Genomic DNA, 18,475 nt, shown 5'->3' with positions numbered 1-18,475 from the left:
CGGAGGGGCATAATGTCAGTTGCTGCACTTATATTTGGTCTTATTTCTATCGTGGCAGGCGTGATCGTTATCATTAATGGGCTGGCGGATCGCAGCGGGTTATTCACGATAACGTTTTTATCCTACGGATTCTCCGCGATCGCGTTCGGGATTTTCATGATGTGCATGGGACGGGTGATCGAGCATCTGGGCGCGATCCGAGCCGCCCAGGAGCGCATTGCTGAGAAGCTGGGGAACACGAATTGAAAGTTGGTGCAGCGTTATCAACGTATCGATGGTTTTCCTAGCATTGACGATAACGAACCGCAGTTGAAAGCTGCAGTTAATATGACTGCAGAGCCGTCCTCTGCAACGCAGCCCGGACCGAGTTAACAGCAGCTCCATTGCAGCCTTATTTGCTTTCGTCTCATAGAAGGCGCATCATAATTATCATGACAGTAATTGAAACGGGCGCTGTCGTTCAGGTTTCAAATGCCTGACCCGCAACAAAGGAGGACGAAATGTCTTCCATCGCGTTGAATTCCAGAAACATCACTATGATTTCGCGACTTCTAAGGGAGGCTCGCAAACCCGGCGACACACAAGATTTGCGCACTGATGCTGCACGTTATCTGGCGCGTCGATTTCAGGAGGGAACACGTGACGAAGGCCGGCTACAGATCGCCCTGACACAATTTATCAAAAAACATCGAAGAATGGCAAATGCCGTCGATCGTTGCGATGACGAAGGCGACGCAGTAAAAAGCGAAAAGTAATGGCCCTTTCATTTCCAAACCCCAGCAGAAGTTTCGATGATCTTGAGGTGGGCGTGCGATTTGTCGGCTACGATGGAATGACCTCCGTCCCATTTCTAATCGATAAGCCCGCCCTGGAGAAGAATGGCGTCATTGCAGCGACGGAATCATCGCTTCTTGCCGCCTTCGACGCCTCACGGAAACTGATCTACGATGCTGCTCGCGAGGTCTATTCACAGGCTCGGCAAACTTCCTATCGCATCACCATGGAGGACATGAAGTAGCTTTTTATGCAATGATTGAGCCGATCTGCCGTCGCAATTCAGCCTCAGTTGCTTTGCTCAAATTTAAAGCGCATGGTGCATGTCTCGACAGCTTTTGAAACGGGCGCTGTCGTTGGGAGTGCATACTCCAGCCCCAATACAAGGAGGACGAAATGTCTTCCAAAATTATCAAACCCTACTTTGGACCTACCGACTTTCGAATGATGCGTGAAATACTGCGACGCGCCGGCTATCGGCTTTACGACACCGCAGAAAACCGTGCCGCTCACATATCCGCAGCAAGGCTATTCATTCAGGAATTTCAATCTGTACGCTCACCATCGCGAGCGATGTCGCAGCTTTCTCGGCAACATCCCCGTGAGAATGTGGAAGTATCTCCAGCGGTAATTTGAACCATCCCTGGCTTGGTCGGGTATGCAAGAATTAGTTAATTCCTCAAAAACAGGAAGTTTTCAAAATGCCCCGTGGTCAAAAAAGAAGTAACCGAGAAATAAGAAAGCCAAAAAAAGATAAGGCCAAGGAGAAAACTGCGTCGACAGACGTTGTTGCAGGTCTCTTTCCTACTCCTGCCAATGACATGATCAAAACCAAACGGCATTAGTTATAGCTGTGTCTTCCACTTTTCTTGGTGAGGAGACACAGCCGTATCGGGGTACAATCATGCCAACGTCTACATTTAGTTCAATAGGTAATTTGTATTGCGAAGGTAAAAGTATCGGTTCTGTTGGCTACAGTATTTCCGTACTCACGGAAGGCGAGAGGACGTTTACAAAAGGCGTCATGTGGGCAAGCATGGACATGCTCCGGCAGGCTTATTCAAGCGAGCTCGTTCAGTTATCGTCGGAAAAAGGCGATGGTTTGCTGAGGGTGGACGTACAAAACGTCGGCATTCACGGAAGTGCAGACTTCATTCTTGTGGGAAAGCATACGTTTTAGCGCCACGCATGACTGCTTGGTAATTAATAGACGTAGGAGCCGAGCACCCAGACGACCAATCCGATATCGATGCATATTATGAGGAACGCGATCAGATACACGCTCACTTTACGATCCAACGATTTTGGGACTGACAGTTTCTCCTCGCCAGATTGATCACGTGTCATTGAGACGATACCAGCCCCGACATACCCTCACGAAATATGCCTCTCGGTCCCGAAGCGACGTTGCCGCATGAGAGCTCAAATAGCTTTTCAACCAAGGTATATGCGTCGAGGGCATGTGTTTGGCTAAACATCTCGCGCTGAACGGTTCGCGGACCCTGTTTTCTATCCGCACAATATTCCGGATTGCGGGATAGAGCTGGTTACGGCGAGACCCAATCCTTCGCTCTCTCACCTCAATGCCTGATATTGGGGAACGCAAAATATCAGCCATGGGCCAACCTCAATCGGAGCCGCTTTCGAGGAGGCCATCGCAAGACCAAGGATTTTGCAGTGACTTGCGGGATCGTATAGCCGCCCTCATTCTCCCAGGCTTCCAGTTCTCTTTGATTGGATTGTGATAGCCGTTGGGCGCGGATTGCCAAAAGTATGTCCAGCATCTGCACAGGATCATGGCTTCCGTCGCTGAAAATTTCACAAAGGTGTTTGGCGGCTTCCAGGCGAGTCTCTGGCTTTTCGCAACCCTCCAGCGAATATCCGGAACGTTGCAGGAAAGCACGAAGCGACGGGAAATCTTCAGGGCCAAAGTAGGATAGATATGAAGCGGAAGACATCGCGTGTCCCCTTCATTTTTGGGGCGGGAGATCGTTCTCTCCCAACGACAGCGCCCGTTTCAAAAGCTGTGCATAATGAACAGTGCGCCTTTTCGAATTAAAGTGCAAGCAAACACGTGATATTTATTTAGAAATAATCGGCTCAAAACTCCTATCAGATAATCATGATCCGAAGAAAATCAACGCGTTGCCTTATACCCTTGCATCTTCTCGATTTCGTGAATGAATTGTTCGGCATACTGCGCTGTATTAACGTAGTTCTGTTCATTGGGGCCAAGAATATGATGATGCGTGAATACTGCTTTAAGTCGATCCAGAAATTTGGGTTCGGTCTCGGCTAGATGCCCGATGAGAACCTGAAGTATCTGCTCATGTGCAAGAACCTTTCGTTCTAGAGCTGTGGTGTCATTATCCATTGCGTTTGCTCCTCGGTAAAGAATGGCGCGGCGACCGGGAACGTGAGAATCCACCGCAAGAACGCCGAAGAATGTTCGCAAGCTGCGTCCAATCCTTTGATGGAGAGGTCATCTGTTCATGAGCATTTCTGAGATCACTTCTGCTGGCTGTCGTGTCCTCATCGTGCCGTGGACGTACAGAAGCAGTTTCCAATCCAATGTTACGATTACGTTGTTTTTTCATGATAGCCTCCTCATTAGGCTTCCCCGCCATACTAAAGCGCCTTGGCGAGTTCGTTGCCGCACGCAGTTGCCAGCGCGGTGTTGGGTTGCTCTGTTCCCAACGGTGTGGCCCAACCTGACTTCTCAATAAGAGTACGGCGAGAGTAAGCTGGGGCAGCCTTAAACTCAGCCAGGATGTTCACAACAGCCGGATCGTTTCTTGATTTTTCAAGACAGTAAGGTGTCAAGGCAAGCGCCACCCCGTCGGATATGTTGGATGCAATCCGGCGCTCAGAAGTGCCTTGTGTGACCCATCCACCTACGGAAAACCCGATAGCAATTGCTGCAATGGCACCAACCGATGCGCCGCCGAGTGCGGGCTTTAACCATTCAAACTTGTTCATGATGGTATCCGATCTTCAATGATCGAACGCACATAATTATGCGTTGGATTTTGATTATAGCACCAACGCAATCAACTTTCGCGCGAATTCTTTATTCATTTTAATTCTGAGTTGTCTTGCGGCGCCGAAGTGAATTTTTATGCCTACATAATTTTCCGAGCCGAGCAGGCGTCCACTGCTAGTACCCACCTTTTCCAGGCGTGGCCTTACTGGTTGGGAGATTTACGGGCTTTGCAGAATATATATTTCGGTGTGCTCGTTATTGGAACATAGCCACCGCCAGCTCGTTATGCTGAAAATGATTGCGGCGTTGGGTGCATGACAAACCAAACAGAACTATACCATTCGGTGAGACAATTTGCCGCTGGCGTGAGACGTCGTGATCTTCCATCGCAAGCTATAGCAGAGGCGTTGAAAGACGGTTTTGCGGTGACATGCTCCAACAATAATGAAAACACGATTTCGGAGCTTTTGGCGCGCTTGGAGGCTGCGGAGAGAAAACATCGCGAGTGAATCGCGGCTTGATTTTCTCCTTTCGAGGAATAGAATTTGCTTGCCGATGACATATGACTTCCAACCCCGCACCTCGATGCCGCGGGGTTCTTTTTAGGTAGAGGTCAGCCTAGCGCGGACGAAATCCTTCCGTTTGCGTCAGTACATTGGATACACTGCCCCTAAGTCACCTTAATTGTTCGCTTGCTATCCAAGCACTATCCGTCCACCATGGGTTGTCAGCGATTTAATTGATTACGGGCTTCGCTGACACGGGTTGAATTGCCCTTGCCCGCAATTTGAAAGGAGGACGCTATGTCTTCCATTATCTATAATGGCGATCTTCACTCAAACCATCGCATTCTAAAGCAGATGATTATTAAGGCCGGCTATCTCACGTCCAGGATGAAGCCCCTACCAGGACCCCATTATAATGAGTCAGCGTTAATTCTGAAGAGTTTTATGGCTGGAGTAATGGGCGACATTCAAACGATCCCAGGTCCGCGGACGGAAGCGTCTTCCGCTTATGGCACGGCTTAACCATTATTGTTTGGTGGGGCCCAAATAGGGCCTCTCAAATAATAAATTGAAATCGTTATACCCCCCGTAAAAACAACGGGAATGTTAAGATATTTAAGTATTTTTATAATTTAAATTAGCTGAACCATATTAAAAATTTGACAAACATTATTAAAATTGCTAAAAGATGGCATCGAGATTTTCTTGTTGAGCTTAACTTTCTGCACGATTAGCGCCGTGCGTTGACGAAAACTCCCTTTAAAAAATCGTTTCATCTCTGCGTTTGCTTCAAATGCGGCTATCAATATTTCTATGAAAGGGGTTCCAATGAACACCGGCACAGTTAAATGGTTTAATACAGCAAAGGGCTTTGGGTTTATTCAGCCTGAGAATGGCGGTGGCGATGCGTTTGTTCATATCTCTGCGGTTGAACGCGCAGGTATGTACTCGCTGACCGAAGGCCAGAAGCTTACTTATGATCTGGAGCAGGATCGCAAGTCCGGCAAAATGTCGGCCTGCAACCTGCAAGCCGCTTAAATCGCTGATTTTCTTTCCTTTGACCACGGATGTACTGGCACTGTCGAAAGAAGTTGACTTAGGGTCGGGCCATTGCCCGACCTTTTTTATTTACCTTTAAAAAGGATTACAACAATTGCCCCAAGATCCACGCGGCTCCTTTACGAAACATACTCTTTTCAAGCCCGTCCCTTCCTCTCGGGAGTCGGTCGCTTCACGCACCAATAAAGCCGTGCGTACTATTCTCGACGCGGAAGTAGACGAGCGGGTTGCCAAGACGCTGCGCTTGCGAAAACAACGCCAAGAGATGGAGAGCATTATGCCGCCACCCTCAAAAAAGGGCTTGCGCAATAGCCGGTAGCGTTGAGCTTACACAACTTCGTTATGACCCGATTTGCAATATTTGACGGATTTCCGGGATGATTAGGTTCATGCGCATATACATCACCGCGAGCTCTTTTGGTGTTGACCAATGCCGTGCTTCTAGCAATCGTTGGACATGTGCAAAAATATCTGACATACACGCGTCACGAGAACAAAATAGCAACATTTCTCATGGAGATTTGAAACGATTATGGCCATTAAGTTTACGAGCACTCCTGACCGCCCTGCAGAACCTAAAACTGGCAGTCTCTCAAAAAAGAAGAGCCAAACCAAGGCGGACAATAATCCGGAGTTGGACCTTAACACCGACGGAAAGTAAAATTAAATGACCAATGCGCGGCTTATCGTGGTTGCAGCATTCGACCGTAATGCAGACGGCGAGTTGGTTCCGGCGTTCGAACCCATGGCATTTGAAACAGAGAGCCGTGCGTTACGTGCAGCGCAATCGCTGGAGGGCAAACATGTCGGTGTAGTCGCGTGGAGCCGCGAAGCAGATCCCCACGTTGGAGAATATGGACCGCCTGCTGTTCTGTTTCAGTGGGGAGATATACCTGACATGGAATAAGGCTTCATGACCCGCCCAGCGGGGGCTGGGCTTGTTAGCAGTACCCATTTAAAAGACTCTCCGGGAAGAAATTGATCTTGTTCAGATCATACACGCGACTGGCCGCGTCTTGCTCCCCGAACCGATAGCAAGCCTGCTACCACACAATTCCAGCTTGATATTGGCGTGAGGATCTGGCGCTTCGCCCGTCGGCATCCTCAGCGTTCGAGCGGAATTGTTTCCACGCCAGGTATAGACCGTTCAGCCCAGTACGGCGTCCCACAAGACGCTTCGATAGTTGATATCGCCGGCTAAATGAGGCACCTTCCAGATTATCGTGTTGGAGGGGCAATCATGGCAACAGCGGCAAAAATTCTTGGGCTATTAAGCTTGGTCGGCGGTGCGCTGTTGGCGCTTATGGGCTTTATCGAGATGAACCGCGGCGGTTCATTTGCGCTTACCGCAGGGTGCAGCGCCGTAGTCTCTGGCGTGTTTCTCTATTGCATCGGACAATTGGTCGAATACGCTGCAAGCATTAGCGAGTCACAAAAGCAGATCGCTGCTTCGCTCAGCGGGAAACAGCCAGTGGCTGGAAGTGCCCCTGCTCCGGTCTCGACAGCCCGCACGGCTAGGCCTGCGCAGATCTTTGCGGATAGGTAAAGCAGAGTGATCGAGAATCTTTTAGCGCTTCCTTGGCTCTCCCCTATAGGGATTCTCATCAATACCTTGGGAGTCTGCATGCTTGCGTTCGAATGGCGCACTTCGATGTATGACAGTTTAAATAGACTGGAAATTGAACAATCTGACTTGATTGCGAAGTCCGGTGGCTCGCCGAAATTCAATGGCTACACCGATATTTCTCCAAAGGCCAAAAAGCTGCTCGAGAACGTTGATCCCGACACCGTCACCGCCGAACAACTGGATTCGATATTGATTCTTGACAGTGTTCATCGGCTCAACCGGCGAATGTGGATTTTTAGGTTAGGCTTTTGCGCTGTCATTATCGGTGCAGCTCTACAGGTTATCGCAGCATGGCCACAATAAAAAAGCTTATTCTGAGAAACTTCAAGCGTTTCAAATCTCTGGAATTGGATTTCTCCAACGACATCAATGTCCTTATTGGCGGTAACGAGGCGGGGAAGAGTTCAGTACTGCAAGCAATAGATCTTGTCCTCAGCGCTAGTCGTAGCAAGATCGAGTCAGCAGGTTTGGAAAACCTGTTAAATGCGGAGACGATCGCCGCATTTATGCGCAGCGCTAGGCGCATCGAAGATTTACCGGAAATGTTGGTTGAGATTTATCTAGACGATATTCAAGGACGCTTCGATCTAGACGGTCGAAATAACACCTACGGTAGAGATCATATTGGCATTAAATTAACATGCAAGCCAATGGACGAATATTCGAAAGATATCTCGACAATACTGTCTGATGCGCACGACAGTTTCCCATTTGAATATTATTCAATTCATTTTCAGACTTTTACCGACGAGGCAATTTTCCATTATAGGAAGCCTGTTCGACACCTCCTGATTGATAGCTCTCAAATCAATAACGAATATGCCACCCGCGAATACACCCGTGCGATGTATGCCGCACATGCATCGGCATCTGAGCGAAATCATCACAGCTTCGAGTATCGCAAATCCAAATCGAGATTCACAGAAAGCGTACTCAAGTCACTGAATGACACATTACCAAAATATCAATTTGATCTGCGCACAAGCCAAAAATCGAATGTAGAAACTGATATCATCCTTACCGAAGCTGATATTCCTGTTGATAGCAAGGGAAAGGGCCGTCAATGCTTCATAAAAACAGAATTTGCATTACGGAATGAAGGGCAAGGTCTCGATTTACTCCTACTGGAAGAGCCAGAAAACCATCTAAGCAATGTTCACATGCGCCAATTGATTGATCGCATACGGTCTTCAACAAAGAAGCAGTTAATCATTGCCACTCACAGCAGCTTCATTGCGACCCGATTGGATTTGCAAAACGTCATAATCCTCAGTGAGGAATACCCTTCCCGACCGGCAACGCTCAAGCACTTGAGCAATGAAACCGCAAAATTTTTTATGAAAGCGCCCGATAACAATGTCTTGGAACTAGCATTGTGTAAAAAAGCGATCCTCCTCGAGGGTGACGCCGAGTTCATTCTCATGGATGCTCTTTATAAGAATTGCACTGATGGGATCAGTCCTGATGAAGATGGCGTCCATATCATTTCAATCGATGGGACTAGCTTTAAGAGATACCTTGAGCTTGCCAAGATACTGGGAATAAAAGTTGCCGCTATTCGCGACAATGATAGCGACTTCCAAACAAACTGTGTAGCCAACTACGAAAATTACACAACGGAAAGCATAAATATTTTTGCAGACACTGATAACAATCGCTCGACATTCGAAGTCTGTATGTATCAAGACAATAGAGAGAAGTGCGAAACACTATTCTCCGAGGGCAGAAAGAAGCTAACAGTTCAGGATTTCATGCTGAAAAACAAAACAGACGCAGCGTTCCAATTGCTTTGCGCCCATGGTGCATCTCTAGCCGTTCCAGATTACATCCAAAAAGCAATAACATGGATAAGAGCGTAATTTTTGCGGTTGCCGGCGCCGGAAAGACTACACACCTCGTTTCAAGCTTGGATGAGGAGCGTCGCTTCTTAATTATAACTTACACTCAGGCGAACTATAACAACATTCGCACCAAAATAATAAATAGATTTGGGTACTTACCTGCGAACATAATAATTTTTACGTACTTCAGCTTTTTGCACGGATTCTGCTATAAACCGTTTTTAAGACAAAGAAAGAATACGCGAGGAATAATTTTTGATCTCCCTCCTATATTTCCTAGATACAGCTCTATCGATGATAGAAGATATATCACTAAAAATCGGTATCTTTATTCAAATCGCGTTGCAAAATTGCTTGAGAAAGAAAATCTGTACAAAGCAATAAACCATCGACTGGAACGATATTTCGACGTTTTGCTTGTTGATGAAGTTCAAGACTTTTCAGGTCATGACTTCAATTTTCTCTTGGCTATTAGTGAATCAGAATTGACTAGTGTTTTTGTTGGTGATTTTTATCAACATACTTTTGACACCAGCCGCGACGGCAACGTGAACTCTAATCTTCACCTAGACTTTGAAGCCTATCAACAACGATTTAGAAAAGCTAATTTTAACTTAGACAATTTCAGCCTGAAGTTTAGCAGAAGGTGCAGTAAGACCGTCTGTGATTTTATTACCGATCGAATAGGAATTTCGATCCAATCGTCAGGCCCAAAAGAAACAACAGTTAAATATTTGGACGACCAAAAAGCAGCGCATGAGATTTACCGAGATCCAAACATAGTAAAACTGTTCTTGAAAGAACACTACAAGTTTGGTTGCTTTTCAAATAACTGGGGTGGATCAAAAGGGATCGACAGTTACCAAGACGTATGCGTGGTACTCAATCCGAGCAATGTTAAAGCATGGGAAAGCGGCAGTTTTCTTAACATCAATCCCGAAACACGCAACAAACTATATGTCGCGTGCTCCAGGGCTAGGCGGGATCTTTTTTTCGTTCCTGAAAAACTGTTATCGACCTTTAAGACCACAAGTAAACGAACATAGGCTACTACCTCGGCACTTCAACAAGCTGAAATGATGCATCGGGGAAAAAGCCATCGCCGATTTCCAAGCTGTTCGGCATCATCCGCATATTCATGACGGGATTCTTGAAACGCACCGTAGAGCCGACGCCGATATATGAAGGCAGAAACGGCTCGATCTTCACCTGCAAACTCGTACTGACCGCAGTGGCGTCGGCTACAACGCGCGCGATGAAGTTGTAGTCGCCGATCGTAAAGCCTAGCAGGTCGCCTTCCGTCAAAATCAGTCCAGACACCACGCCGTTGAAAGTCAGCGAGTTGCCGTTGATCGCAGCCAGCGTCGCGGTGCCTGTGATTGCCGGATTATCGGCGTCGCCCCAATAGGCTTGCGGAATACAAGCGTCTTTCGGCGTGAAGTGGACCGTCACCTGACCGCCGCGGCAGCGATCTGAAAACGCCTCAAGCCGCTTTCGGTCGGCAGGGCTAAGCGAGATTATACTGGCGGTCCACGACCAATATGGATCGCCATTCTCGATGAACGCGACTGCCCGATCGCCGTATCGGGACGTTGAAACTGACCGATTGAGCTTGAGCGGGCTCGCCTGATAATTTAGGCCTTCGGGAAGCGTTTCGGCCATTTCAGAACTCCCCGACGGCCGGAGTGCATTCCCGCACCGGCAAGGGATCGGTAATAAACGCCTTCGTGGCCGTGCCTTCCATGACCCAAAACTGATTACCGGGATAGCGACGGGCCATGCGCTGTGCGAAGTCCTCCGCTTCCTCATGTGACAAGAACCCGACGATCGGCGTCTTTTCATCGTCCTGCAGTACGCGAATGTCGCCACCTTGTGCAGGTGCTGGCGTCACGAAATAAATGTTCATCTTTATCTCCAAAAAGAAAATGGACGGCCTTTGGGCCGTCCATGTTTAATTCAGCGCCGCAACATTCCGCGGCTATTGGCTTGTTTGACACCCTGCGAAACTGCATTCGCAAAATGAGGCGATCGCTGCCAGGCCATCATGCTCTTTGCGATCCCTTCCTGCACCATCGATGATACTTCGGCATTGCCGGTGGCACCATTGACCGTCACGTTAATGGTCGGTCCGCTCACCGAATTATCGGTGCGCGAGTTATCGACGCTGGAATTGCCCGACAGCTGGGCGACACTGGGGATGCTAGGAACAGGAATCGACGCCGACGAAATACGCGGCGCCGAAAAGCCAACTCCGCCACCATCGCGCAGTTCTGGCAACCGACCGGCGTTCATGGCTTCAAGTACTGGCAGCCACTTCTGCGTTGCTGCCGCGTTCATCATAAACTCGCCGTTGCTACCCCACAAAAGCACCTTATCGTCACGTGGTCCGCCAGGACCACGAATACGGCCGCCGCTATCATAGCCCGGTATCTGGCCGCCGTCTTTCAGCCCGATCAAACTGCCGATGCTGTTAAAGAAGCCGCCGAATGCTCCACCACTCATGCCGTTGGACGACGGCTTAAACAGAGCATCAAAACCGGCGTTCAGGAACAGTTCGGCCAACCTGTTGCCGATGTTCTTCAACGCGTCCGCCAGACTGTTTGCGCCAGTAATTGCACCGATCGTGCTGCTTTTGAATGACTCGTAAAAGTCGTTCGCGGCTTGCTCAGAACGTCGCTGCCGGTCTTCAACCAACTGCAAGGCAGCCGCTTCCCGTCCATAGGCCTCAGCAACTTGGTCGATCTGGGCCCGCTGATCCGCCGAAATTTTTATGTTCGACAAATCTTTCTGGCCTTTTTTGATCGCCTCGTCCTTGAGCTTCGCCAGCGCGGCCTGCTCGAGATCCATCGCTATGCGGCGCTTTTCCTGCTCGGCCGTGGACTTGCCGACCATCTCGGCCTCGAGGCGCAACGCTTCGGTGCGGTCCTTTACAGCTTGGATGTCGGAGTCGATCTTCTGGTCGGTGGACTTCTTAACGTCCTTCGGCTTTTTGCCTTCCTTGGATCGAGCTTTTTCGCCAGCCAGTTCGGCGTCAGCGATGCGCTTCACCATATCCTCGTCTGGCTTCGTCACACCTTCGGATTGAAGACGCTTGCGGACATCAGCCAGCTTAGTTTCGAGCTCAAGCTGGGACTTGGTCAAGCCAGCGCGGCGGGTGGCGTTTTTCTCGAAATCGGCAGCGGCTGCATTTTCTTTTTTCCGCTGAATGATGAAGGGATCGTTGGCGGAGCTTGTGGCTTTTGCTTCGTCAGGGACGCCTACCGGGTAGGCAGCGGCCATAGCCTTGCGGGCTTTCACGGCAGCGTCATACACTCCGCCCAAGGTGACAATGGCCTGCTCCATTGTAGAGAGAAAACCGGCAATGCTGGGGTTGGCGTTAGACAGGCTGTTGATGGCGGTAACCGCTTCACCGGCACCAGTTTTGGTTTCAAGGAGTTTATCGATTATTCCTTGAAGTTGCGCCTTCTGCTGATCGTCAATGAATTCCTGCTGGCGCAAGTTTTCCAGTTGATCGCGAAACTCCAGAACCCGCTGCTCGGCTTCCTGAATGCCGGGCATTTCGCCGACGCGCGTTGACATGGCCTGAAGGCCAGACATGCGGTCAATGGATTCCTGAACCCGTTCAGTAAGTTCAACGACCCCCTTACTGACGTAAGTGTTATTGATCGCATGAAGTCGCTCCTTCGCCTTATCTGCGGTAATTGCGAAGTTTTGGAAATCGCTGATGAGGTTTGCAATTTCACGTCGCGCAGATTTGTCTGCATCTGACATGCCAAGATTCTGCATGACATTCTTGAGCGGAGCCGTAGCATTCGCAGACAAAACATCCAGTTCGTCGCCCTGCCCAAGAAGGCTACCCCAACGTCCGCCACCATTCCGCAACCGCTCAAGCTCACTGGCGATATTCTTAAGCTTCCTCGCCTTCTCCGGATCGGCCAGATTATCCAGCGACTCAGCCGCCTTATCGATCCCATCCGCGGCCTTGGGCGCAACCAGCCCGAGCTTTTCCATCTCAGCGCGAAGAGAGTCTGAGTTTTTCTGCGCGGCCATGGCGCTGACGGTATAGTTACCAACGGCCAGCACAAGCGCACCACCGATAATAGCGCCAAGCGGGCCAGCTGCCGCTCCGAGACCGCCCATAGCCTGCACAAGGCCCATAGCGCCCTGCGCGGCCTTCGCCGCTTGATGGAACTTAACGAGAGCCGCTGTCGTGGTTCCAAGCGTCCGGATCATGCCGCCCAAAGACCGACCGACGAGCACACCGGCCAGAACCGCGGCCAGCTGCATGCCTGCATCCGCTACCTGGTCGAAATTCTGCGAAATCAGAATCAAGGCGCGCGATACGGTGGCCGAAATGCCGGTCATATCACCGGCCGTGCCAATATACTGGAGCATGGCATTATTAATGGCGGTCATGCCGTCGCCAATGGTCGCGTTCGTGGCGGCAAACTGTGCTTCAATCGTCTTTTGCGCGTTTATGATCGCTCTAAACACGCGATCAGACGTGAGCTTGCCTTCGGCGCCGAGATCTTTAAGTTTCGCAACCGTCACGCCGAATTCATCCGCGATAGCCTTGGCGACGATAGGCGCGTTTTCGCGCAGCGATCGCAGTTCATCACCCTGCAAAACGCCACTGCCGAGCGCCTGACCAAGCTGGAGAATACCAGCCGCCTGTTCCTGCGCAGACGCGCCGCCGGCCTTGAACGCTTTAGAAACGAGATTGGTCGCCAACGCAATTTCGTTCTCGGACTTGGCTACACCAGATGCCGAGCGCACCATGCGCGCGTAAAGATCGACGTAATCCTCGACGGACACGCGAGCGTCGTCCGCTCCAAAACGCAACTCCTTTAACGAGCGTGTCTGCATACCGGTGGCAGCGGTCGCTGCCTTCAACATGTTTTCGGCAGTCGTCCATTGGTCTGCGTACTTGCGGACTTCGTTCGTTCCGAGAACGGAACCAACCGCAGCCAGTCCTTTGTTTAAGCTGCTCCCGAATGACTGCTGAAATGTCGCGTCGAGCTGCCGGCGCAGCTTGATTGCGCCCTCCTCAATGCGGCGCATATCGGCATTGGCCCGGTCTGCTATTTTATTGAAGGCGCTGTCGGAACTCCTGCCCATAGAGTTCAGCATTTCTTCCATTCGCTTCTGCGCACGTCGCATCGATGCGACATCTGAGGAAATGGATAGAATAATATCGGTGTTTTCTTCGGCCACGCGGCTCTCCATAAAAAGAAAAAGCCCGCACTAGGCGGGCTTCTTGGGTTTTCCGTATTTCTTGAGCAGATCATCCATCTGCGCGTCGGTCGGTGGCTCTGCGTTTTTCTTCCCGCCTCGGGCTTCCGTGAAGCCATCAAGAGCGGCAAGGAACTCCGTCAGAGACGAGTTCCAGAATGTTTTCGGCGTCCATCTAAGGATTCCGAAAGCTGCCTGCTGCCACGCCAGCCAAGGGAAATCGGCAGCTACGCTTTTCCCTTGGCCTTTCCGTTTCCCGAGTCGCCCTGAAAATGGTGCGCTAGCGCAGCCTGAAATGCAGTGGAGAGCGAAGCGAAATGGCTTAAATTCAATCGCTCGATAGCCGCAGCTGCGTCGCCCTGCACCGTTAAGTGTCGAAGGCCGACAATTGCAGCGTTGATCTCGGCGTCCGACAGTCGTGCGAACAGCTCGTTCATTGACTTGCAGCCGAGCTCTTCAGAAACAGCCGCCAGTCCGCCCATGGTCGCCGCGAGGACGATTTCGACGCCACCGATAGTGACGCCGACTTCGCCGCGAGCTCCGTTAACCGGAAGCTCCATGTTATACCTCAGCTTCGAAAGTCAGCGGACCTGCTGCTTCGAAGGTAGCGCTGAAGTCCATATTGCCTTCCTGCTCGCCGGAGAATTCAAAGTCCGTCACGAACCACGGGCCTTCATATGAGCCAAGGCCAGGAACAATTACGATCGCGTTGAAAATCGCAGCGTCGTTCACCTTGCCGATGAAGTAGGCGGAATTCGCACCCGCCACGAACTTACCGGAGCCGGTAAATGTGCGCTGCTTGATACCAGGCACGCCAGTCTTCTGCGGCGTTGCACCGGGATTCTGACAATCTGGGATAGTGGTATCGACGGAGTTAGCCGACATATTGAACGAACGGGTCTGCAAGCCGCAGAGGTTCGTGAAAACTTCGGGAGTTTCACCATCGCCGATCTGAATGAGGAGAAGGCGACCGATTTGCTGTCCATCAGCCATTTTATGGCCTTTCAATAAAAAAGCCCGCCGAAATGGCGGGCTGCGGTTGAACTGATTGTTTGGGGAGGTGGGCTAGGCCAGACGTTCTGTCCTGGCGGTAAACTCGACGACACCATGGAGGTGGGCGTCATCCAGGTCTTTGAAGACTTGCGTTCGGGTGTGGTCCAAAGAAACGAGCCGATATGACGGCATCGTCAGGCTGGCTTCAGTGAGCGCACCTTCTACGGCCCTTGCGATCCGGCTGGCCTCCACACGGCTGCTACCAGCCGGTGCTTTTGTCCAGACGTGAATGGTCACGTAAATAAGCCGACCGGAAACGCAGGTTTTGTCGTCTCGATGATCATCAAAGTCACCGATCTCGACGTAAGGCGCAGTAGTGTCTGACGGCACGATGTCGTAAATCTTGGTACCGACGAGAGCTTGCAGGTCTGGCCATGCTTTCAAACGAGAAACAACAGCGCCCTGTAATTCCAAGCTTTCGCTATCGATCATTTTTGCATGGCCTCTCTGATCGCCTTATTCATAGCCGCACGAATGCGTCTGACGGCTTTCTTCCGCATGCCGCGCCAGACTGGGAAAACGTGCGGCATAGCGGGTGTAGCGGCGTGCGGCCCTTTGGCCTTGGTCATGACTGTGCCAGACTTGTACCGACGATCGACGCGAGCAGCGGTGCCAGCGCTTGCCTTCGTGCCGAATTCCAGAAAGCGCCAGATCCAGCTTCCGTAGACGCCGACAGCATTCGGGTCCGTCGATTTGCGGGCGCCGAAGACCTCTTTGCCTGGATTATCGCTTTGCTTGGCGGCGTGGATGCTATCTCTGTATTCGCCACCGCCATTGGCGCGAACTGGAGCGCGCGCCTTGATTGCTTCGGCAACTTCTTCAGCAACCTGCAACTGGGCTTCGGCCATCTTTTCGATCGCCTTCGGCGCGATCTGCTGAATCTTCTTCATCAGATCGGTGCGCTTAAGCTTCGCACGAACCACCATCAGGCGACCTCGTTTTCAATAACCAGCATTTCGAGAAAGCGGTTTGTTTCGTCGGGGTTGACGATGGTTTTAATGCCAAAAACGCGATTTGGGTTTTCGCCGGTCTTGCCTGCCCGAGCATCATAGGCGCGCCAGGAGGCTGTGACCTGTCTCGCTGCTGTGCTGCTGTAGATCGTCAAGTTATAGGGCTGTTTTGAAACCAGCCTTGATGCAACGAGGCTTTCAGCATTGCCGCCAAACTTCGGTTTCAAGCGTGCCGGTACGGTAAACTGGTCAACCCATTCTCCGCGGGTGCCGCCGAAACCATCATCAATCTCGACCCGTTTGGCAAAGGTAATGCGGGCGTTCAACTGGCCGATTGCATCAGCTCGATACTTCGTGTCGGCCATCATCGACCTCTTCGGTAATTGCAAAGCAGGCTGTCAAAAGCCGACCATTCGACCGTCGCACTGTTAGCCCGAACGAGGTAGGCATCGGCAATCCACAACAGCATGGCGTGACGAATAGATGCTGGAAGTGGATTGAAACCTGCATTCATGGTGACCGCTATACGAGCCCCGGGCCGAACAATCGGCCAACGGCTTCCATATGCCGAGGCAATCGACGGCTCGACACCATCGCTGTTCAAAACATATGCATCAGCGTTTACCGAGTTCTTCGATCCGTCGGGAGCGATATATTCGATCTTATCGACTTCTGATACCGGACCAACCGAGAGACGAGACATGTCGGAAAAAGCATCGCATGACGCTTCGATCTTTTGCCCCGCGACGACGATCCCGCAATACTTCTCAACAAAGTCAGATGCGGCCGTAATGAGCGATCGGATGTAAACGTCATCATCGTCGTGCATCACATTCAAATGGCGCTTTACATCCTCAAGCGCGATGACATCGCCCGTCGGACCTTGCGCGACCTTATACGGATGCCACATTCGATCGGCCTCGCTTCTCGCGCCTCTCCCCATTGGGAACGGATTTCACAGCACGTTCGACTTCGCCATCATCTGTAGCGGGAATAGCAAAACCAGCGTTGATGAGGCGGATCGCTTCGGCCTCGGCAAAGTCGGCGACGGCGCCAGGTTCGAGCGTGTAGGTCGGCCCTGACAGACTGGTCGTAATAGTAATTTTCATGAGCGTCCCCAAAAAGGAACGGGGCGGATAAACCGCCCCGAAGATTGATTAGCCGCCAGATGCAGCGTTTACGAGATGCTTGACCGCAGCGGTATCGCCGAGCTCACCGTCAAAGCGGATGATGCCGGCAATGCCGAGATCCGGCCAAAAGCGCTCGCGAAGAACGCCAATCACCGGAGAACCGACCTTTCGGACAAAGTACTTGCCGAAGTCACCGAACACGATTGGCTTGTTGCCCGCGCCGATGCCAGCCATTGCCTGGTTGATGCTGTATCGATAACCAAGAAGGGTGCCGGGCTCGCCCTTCGTGATATCACCCATCGACCAGATGTAACGACCTTCGTTATCCTTGATCTTACGGACCGAACCAAGGGTAAGGTCGTTGAACATCCAACGCGTTTTCGGGCTCTGGCGATAAGCTGGGTCGACCGAATGCAGCAGGTCGATCAGTTCGTCAGAAGTGATCGCCGCCGAGGCAGCCGTTTCCTTGCCAAGCGAAGAGGCGGTGACGAGACCGTTCGGGCTGTCAGTGCCGGTGCCGATGGTCAGCTGCTTGTTTGCAATACGACCAAGGCGCTCGCCCAGAAGCTGGCCAAGCAGGGCTTCAACGCTGAAAATTGAATCCTGTGCAAGTTCCATGGAGAACTTGACGAACTCAGTGTCGTAAACGAACGCGTCAAGATTCTTCTGACCGAACGTCACGTCCTTGCCGCCATCGTCGGTCAATGGCGTTCCTTCGGTATGCTTTTCGGCTTCAACTCCGGTATCATCAACGGTCGGAATGTTGATACGATTACCAGCGGAAGTAACGATCTCGGTCGCGATGTCCTCATCGTACATCGGGCCCCAAGCCTTCATAGACTTGACGATCTCGTTGGCGAGCTCGACCGGTACGGTGTAACCGCCAGCGGCGTTGGTCGCCGTTACCTGGGTACGGGTCTCGGCGGCGGGCTGAACGCCGCGCTTTAGAACGGTACGCTCTTCTGCCGACAATTCGCCGATATCGGCATTGTTGGCGAGAAATTTATAGAACACGGAACGATATTCGATTTCGTCGCCGACATCGCTACCGCGACCTTCGGAATCGGAAATCGGGCGCTGTCGTGCTCGCTCATCTGCTGCGCGCGCTTCAATTTCAGCGAGAGTCTTCTCGCGCTTGATAAGATTTTCGATCCTATCAAATTCCGTCATGATGCGGTCATGGCGCTCGTTCAGCTCACTGGATCGCGCTTCGTCGGTATTCGACTTGATTTCGTCGAGGGCTTCGCGAGCCTGCGTGACCAGACGGCCGCGCTGCTCGTGCAGTTCGGTAAGAGACATTAGATTTTCCTTGAAGATAAC

25 protein-coding genes are annotated in these 18,475 nt (G+C 51.3%); 10 read left to right on the top strand and 15 right to left on the bottom strand.

Going from position 1 to position 18,475, the window contains the following annotated elements; translation table 11 throughout:
• Positions 1-12 precede the first annotated feature (12 nt).
• The 4 genes from FHS76_RS06555 (at position 13) to FHS76_RS06540 (ending at position 1,410) form a co-directional block, all read left to right on the top strand.
• Positions 13-246, top strand: coding sequence for a hypothetical protein (locus FHS76_RS06555; protein WP_151682055.1), 234 nt, complete (start codon positions 13-15; stop codon positions 244-246).
• 254 nt (positions 247-500) lie between these two features.
• Positions 501-755, top strand: coding sequence for a hypothetical protein (locus FHS76_RS06550; protein WP_122066533.1), 255 nt, complete (start codon positions 501-503; stop codon positions 753-755).
• Positions 755-1,018, top strand: coding sequence for a DUF1488 family protein (locus tag FHS76_RS06545; protein ID WP_151682056.1), 264 nt, complete (start codon positions 755-757; stop codon positions 1,016-1,018). Before FHS76_RS06550 ends, FHS76_RS06545 begins: the two co-directional genes overlap by 1 nt.
• A gap of 152 nt (positions 1,019-1,170) precedes the next feature.
• Entirely contained in the window at positions 1,171-1,410 is a 240-nt protein-coding gene (locus tag FHS76_RS06540; RefSeq protein ID WP_151682057.1) for a hypothetical protein, read from the top strand.
• 974 nt (positions 1,411-2,384) lie between these two features.
• Here the strand turns inward: FHS76_RS06540 and FHS76_RS06535 are convergent.
• The 3 genes from FHS76_RS06535 to FHS76_RS06525 all read right to left on the bottom strand — a co-directional run bounded on the left by FHS76_RS06535 (position 2,385) and on the right by FHS76_RS06525 (position 3,753).
• Positions 2,385-2,732: a hypothetical protein gene (locus FHS76_RS06535; RefSeq protein WP_151682058.1), complete on the bottom strand. Its 348-nt coding sequence runs from the start codon at positions 2,730-2,732 to the stop codon at positions 2,385-2,387.
• A 179-nt stretch (positions 2,733-2,911) separates the two neighbouring features.
• Positions 2,912-3,148: a hypothetical protein gene (locus FHS76_RS06530; RefSeq protein WP_122066536.1), complete on the bottom strand. Its 237-nt coding sequence runs from the start codon at positions 3,146-3,148 to the stop codon at positions 2,912-2,914.
• Between the two features lie 254 nt (positions 3,149-3,402).
• Positions 3,403-3,753, bottom strand: a complete 351-nt coding sequence (locus FHS76_RS06525; protein ID WP_151682060.1) for a hypothetical protein — start codon at positions 3,751-3,753, stop codon at positions 3,403-3,405.
• A 1,338-nt stretch (positions 3,754-5,091) separates the two neighbouring features.
• Between FHS76_RS06525 and FHS76_RS06520 the strand changes: the two genes are divergently transcribed.
• The 6 genes from FHS76_RS06520 (at position 5,092) to FHS76_RS06495 (ending at position 9,836) form a co-directional block, all read left to right on the top strand.
• Entirely contained in the window at positions 5,092-5,301 is a 210-nt protein-coding gene (locus FHS76_RS06520) for a cold-shock protein (protein ID WP_010661715.1), read from the top strand.
• Between the two features lie 688 nt (positions 5,302-5,989).
• Positions 5,990-6,229, top strand: coding sequence for a hypothetical protein (locus FHS76_RS06515; RefSeq protein ID WP_124915945.1), 240 nt, complete (start codon positions 5,990-5,992; stop codon positions 6,227-6,229).
• Between the two features lie 333 nt (positions 6,230-6,562).
• A complete protein-coding gene (locus FHS76_RS06510) occupies positions 6,563-6,868 on the top strand; it encodes a hypothetical protein (RefSeq protein WP_151682062.1) in 306 nt (101 codons plus the stop codon).
• Between the two features lie 6 nt (positions 6,869-6,874).
• Positions 6,875-7,252: a hypothetical protein gene (locus tag FHS76_RS06505; protein ID WP_151682063.1), complete on the top strand. Its 378-nt coding sequence runs from the start codon at positions 6,875-6,877 to the stop codon at positions 7,250-7,252.
• Entirely contained in the window at positions 7,240-8,808 is a 1,569-nt protein-coding gene (locus FHS76_RS06500; RefSeq protein WP_183649757.1) for an ATP-dependent nuclease, read from the top strand. Before FHS76_RS06505 ends, FHS76_RS06500 begins: the two co-directional genes overlap by 13 nt.
• Complete coding sequence (locus tag FHS76_RS06495; protein WP_151682065.1) at positions 8,793-9,836, top strand: AAA family ATPase; 1,044 nt, start codon at positions 8,793-8,795, stop codon at positions 9,834-9,836. The genes FHS76_RS06500 and FHS76_RS06495 overlap by 16 nt, the downstream gene beginning before the upstream one ends.
• Before the next feature lie 4 nt (positions 9,837-9,840).
• Here FHS76_RS06495 and FHS76_RS06490 read toward each other — a convergent pair whose 3' ends face one another.
• The 12 genes from FHS76_RS06490 to FHS76_RS06435 all read right to left on the bottom strand — a co-directional run bounded on the left by FHS76_RS06490 (position 9,841) and on the right by FHS76_RS06435 (position 18,454).
• Complete coding sequence (locus tag FHS76_RS06490) at positions 9,841-10,452, bottom strand: hypothetical protein (RefSeq protein WP_151682066.1); 612 nt, start codon at positions 10,450-10,452, stop codon at positions 9,841-9,843.
• Between the two features lies 1 nt (position 10,453).
• Positions 10,454-10,696 (bottom strand): hypothetical protein, encoded by a 243-nt coding sequence (locus FHS76_RS06485; RefSeq protein WP_151682067.1) that lies wholly within the window; start codon positions 10,694-10,696, stop codon positions 10,454-10,456.
• Positions 10,697-10,746: 50 nt separating this feature from the next.
• Positions 10,747-14,004 carry a tape measure protein gene (locus FHS76_RS06480; protein ID WP_183649754.1) on the bottom strand — a complete coding sequence of 1,086 codons (3,258 nt, stop codon included), beginning with the start codon at positions 14,002-14,004 and terminating at the stop codon, positions 10,747-10,749.
• Positions 14,005-14,034: 30 nt separating this feature from the next.
• Complete coding sequence (locus FHS76_RS22880) at positions 14,035-14,232, bottom strand: phage tail assembly chaperone (RefSeq protein WP_210273650.1); 198 nt, start codon at positions 14,230-14,232, stop codon at positions 14,035-14,037.
• A gap of 17 nt (positions 14,233-14,249) precedes the next feature.
• Positions 14,250-14,582 carry a hypothetical protein gene (locus FHS76_RS06470; protein ID WP_151682069.1) on the bottom strand — a complete coding sequence of 111 codons (333 nt, stop codon included), beginning with the start codon at positions 14,580-14,582 and terminating at the stop codon, positions 14,250-14,252.
• Position 14,583: 1 nt separating this feature from the next.
• Positions 14,584-15,015: a phage major tail protein, TP901-1 family gene (locus FHS76_RS06465; protein ID WP_151682070.1), complete on the bottom strand. Its 432-nt coding sequence runs from the start codon at positions 15,013-15,015 to the stop codon at positions 14,584-14,586.
• Positions 15,016-15,087: 72 nt separating this feature from the next.
• Entirely contained in the window at positions 15,088-15,507 is a 420-nt protein-coding gene (locus FHS76_RS06460; RefSeq protein WP_151682071.1) for a DUF3168 domain-containing protein, read from the bottom strand.
• On the bottom strand, positions 15,504-16,001 hold the full coding sequence (locus tag FHS76_RS06455; protein WP_151682072.1) for an HK97-gp10 family putative phage morphogenesis protein: 498 nt from the start codon (positions 15,999-16,001) through the stop codon (positions 15,504-15,506). The genes FHS76_RS06460 and FHS76_RS06455 overlap by 4 nt, the downstream gene beginning before the upstream one ends.
• Positions 16,001-16,390, bottom strand: coding sequence for a head-tail adaptor protein (locus FHS76_RS06450; RefSeq protein WP_167518106.1), 390 nt, complete (start codon positions 16,388-16,390; stop codon positions 16,001-16,003). Before FHS76_RS06450 ends, FHS76_RS06455 begins: the two co-directional genes overlap by 1 nt.
• Positions 16,390-16,935, bottom strand: a complete 546-nt coding sequence (locus FHS76_RS06445) for a head-tail connector protein (RefSeq protein WP_151682074.1) — start codon at positions 16,933-16,935, stop codon at positions 16,390-16,392. The genes FHS76_RS06450 and FHS76_RS06445 overlap by 1 nt, the downstream gene beginning before the upstream one ends.
• Complete coding sequence (locus FHS76_RS06440; RefSeq protein ID WP_109367601.1) at positions 16,919-17,134, bottom strand: hypothetical protein; 216 nt, start codon at positions 17,132-17,134, stop codon at positions 16,919-16,921. Before FHS76_RS06440 ends, FHS76_RS06445 begins: the two co-directional genes overlap by 17 nt.
• Positions 17,135-17,182: 48 nt before the next feature.
• Positions 17,183-18,454 (bottom strand): phage major capsid protein, encoded by a 1,272-nt coding sequence (locus tag FHS76_RS06435; RefSeq protein WP_183649750.1) that lies wholly within the window; start codon positions 18,452-18,454, stop codon positions 17,183-17,185.
• Between the last annotated feature and the right edge of the window lie 21 nt (positions 18,455-18,475).

The organism is Brucella daejeonensis, from assembly GCF_014199265.1.
Lineage (GTDB): Bacteria > Pseudomonadota > Alphaproteobacteria > Rhizobiales > Rhizobiaceae > Brucella > Brucella daejeonensis.
This window is presented reverse-complemented; position numbering and strand designations above follow the sequence as displayed.